The sequence below is a fragment of the Mucilaginibacter polytrichastri genome, from assembly GCF_001911425.1.
Taxonomy (GTDB): domain Bacteria; phylum Bacteroidota; class Bacteroidia; order Sphingobacteriales; family Sphingobacteriaceae; genus Mucilaginibacter; species Mucilaginibacter polytrichastri.
On the sequence record NZ_MPPL01000001.1, the window covers coordinates 5,754,784 to 5,756,580 of the forward strand.

Annotated in this window: 4 protein-coding genes; all 4 read left to right on the plus strand. The window is 45.1% G+C overall.

Annotation, left to right across the window (positions count from 1 at the left end; translation table 11 throughout):
• Positions 1 to 772 (plus strand): DUF932 domain-containing protein (locus tag RG47T_RS25125; protein WP_074492979.1); only part of this gene is annotated, 772 nt, incomplete at its 5' end.
• 45 nt (positions 773 to 817) lie between these two features.
• A complete protein-coding gene (locus tag RG47T_RS25130; RefSeq protein ID WP_074492981.1) occupies positions 818 to 1,060 on the plus strand; it encodes a hypothetical protein in 243 nt (80 codons plus the stop codon).
• Positions 1,061 to 1,071: 11 nt separating this feature from the next.
• On the plus strand, positions 1,072 to 1,449 hold the full coding sequence (locus RG47T_RS25135; protein WP_074492983.1) for a hypothetical protein: 378 nt from the start codon (positions 1,072 to 1,074) through the stop codon (positions 1,447 to 1,449).
• A gap of 6 nt (positions 1,450 to 1,455) precedes the next feature.
• Positions 1,456 to 1,641, plus strand: coding sequence for a hypothetical protein (locus RG47T_RS25140; protein ID WP_074492985.1), 186 nt, complete (start codon positions 1,456 to 1,458; stop codon positions 1,639 to 1,641).
• The last annotated feature ends 156 nt before the right edge of the window (positions 1,642 to 1,797 follow it).

Consider the following 1,797-nt stretch of genomic DNA (forward strand, 5'->3'; position numbering starts at 1 on the left):
CGGAAGGGATTACAGTATCGTACAAAACCGGGATGCATTCAGCTTCTTTGACGCCATCGTGGGCGGGGACGGGATGCAATATGAAACTGCAGGGGCTTTAGGCAACGGGGAGCGTATTTTCATTACCGCCAAACTTCCCGGCTACATCAAGGTAGGTAGCGATGATTATATCGAAAAATACCTGTTCCTGACCACTTCGCACGATGGCTCGGGCAGTATCACCGCAGCATTTACACCAATCAGAATAGTTTGCCAAAATACGCTAAGTGCTGCACTCCGTAACAGTTCCAATACGATTAAGATACGCCACACGGGCAACGCAGAGGACAGGCTAAAGGAAGCCCACAAGGTCATGGGCATTTCTAACAAAATGGCTGATGAACTGGACGGCCTTTTTAACCAATGGACAAAGGTGCGCATTACCGATAAGGATGTAATGAAGCTGATACAGCAAGCAATGGCACCGAGCAAAGAAGTATTAAAGAGCCTGAAAACGGGCGAGGAACTTTCGACCGTGTTTAAAAATATCTGCGATAACGCTTTTATGTACGCAATGGCAAGCCCTACCCAACAGACCGAAACTACCAAAGGGACATTGTTCGGGGCATACAACGCCATTACCGGCTACTTCCAAAATGTAAAGGAATACAAGGACGATGAAGCCAAAGTAAAATCCATCATCGGCGGTACAGGCCAATTGCGCACACAGGCTGCATTTGATTTATGCCTCGGCTACGCCAAAAGCGGTGAAGAAGCATTAACCCTCAACTGATAATCATAAGGGGGAGCAATCCCCCTCATTTTACAACCATAGCAGATGGAAACCAAAAGTAACATACCCAAATGGGTAATCAGGGAAGCCGTAACAGATTGTAAGGATGTACACGAGTTTGCCTATAAATACCGCAAGCCGGACAGGTTTACAGGACGTGGCGAGGAAAACGAACAGGCCATTATGAAAACTCACCTTGACGAAATCGCAAGGCTTGGCTACACGATCATTTCACACCACGACAATATCACAGGCAGAATAGTAGCCTTTATTCCACTAACCATTTAACAGAACAGCAAATGAAAACATTACACAGTTTCACGAATGTAGATAAGGCCAAATTATTACATGCCTTATTCATCCACGAAATGCCCGGCTTTTTAACCTACGCCGGGCAGCTTTACGCATACATGCGGGACAATCCCGAAGAAGTACGCAAGGTTTGGAAAAATCAACTATTCGGCGTGGATTTTTGGGTTCAGCTTGCCGAAGATGCCGACCGTAAAATCAAAAAATACGGCAAGCAACTGGAAAAAAGCAGCAGCCTGTTTGCCGACCAGTTATTTGATGGCTACGGAGCGCTATTCCTGCACCACTGCCTGACGAATTACACCGAACAGGGCAAGCACAGCGACCCGAAATTCAAAACAGCAGTAGAACTTTTCTTCAATCCTTAACCCGCTATGAAAATCCTAACAAAATTGAAAGAAGTGCTGACGGTTTCCAGTAGACAGGATGATACTATAGTTAGCTATTCCGATAATCTCAAAGTAGTGTACAAACACAATGACGTTGGCGTATCAATCGACTATTACCGCCGGGGACAGGACGAGCCTTTCAGGGCAGATCAAGTATTGTTCACAGATTAAATTAAAACAAACGGCAGGTATGGCATCTGCACAATTATCCGAAAATCAAATTCAGCAACGATGAAAACGATAACACTCAAACTATACAACTTTAACCAACTGGACAAGGAAGCCAGGCAAAAAGCCCTGACCACTTATCAGGATTTAAATATCGGT

Bases quoted from the DNA above. Each gene is read 5' to 3' on its own strand.
- RG47T_RS25140 (WP_074492985.1), top strand. From the start codon at position 1,456: ATGAAAATCCTAACAAAATTGAAAGAAGTGCTGACGGTTTCCAGTAGA.
- RG47T_RS25135 (WP_074492983.1), top strand. From the start codon at position 1,072: ATGAAAACATTACACAGTTTCACGAATGTAGATAAGGCCAAATTATTA.
- RG47T_RS25130 (WP_074492981.1), top strand. From the start codon at position 818: ATGGAAACCAAAAGTAACATACCCAAATGGGTAATCAGGGAAGCCGTA.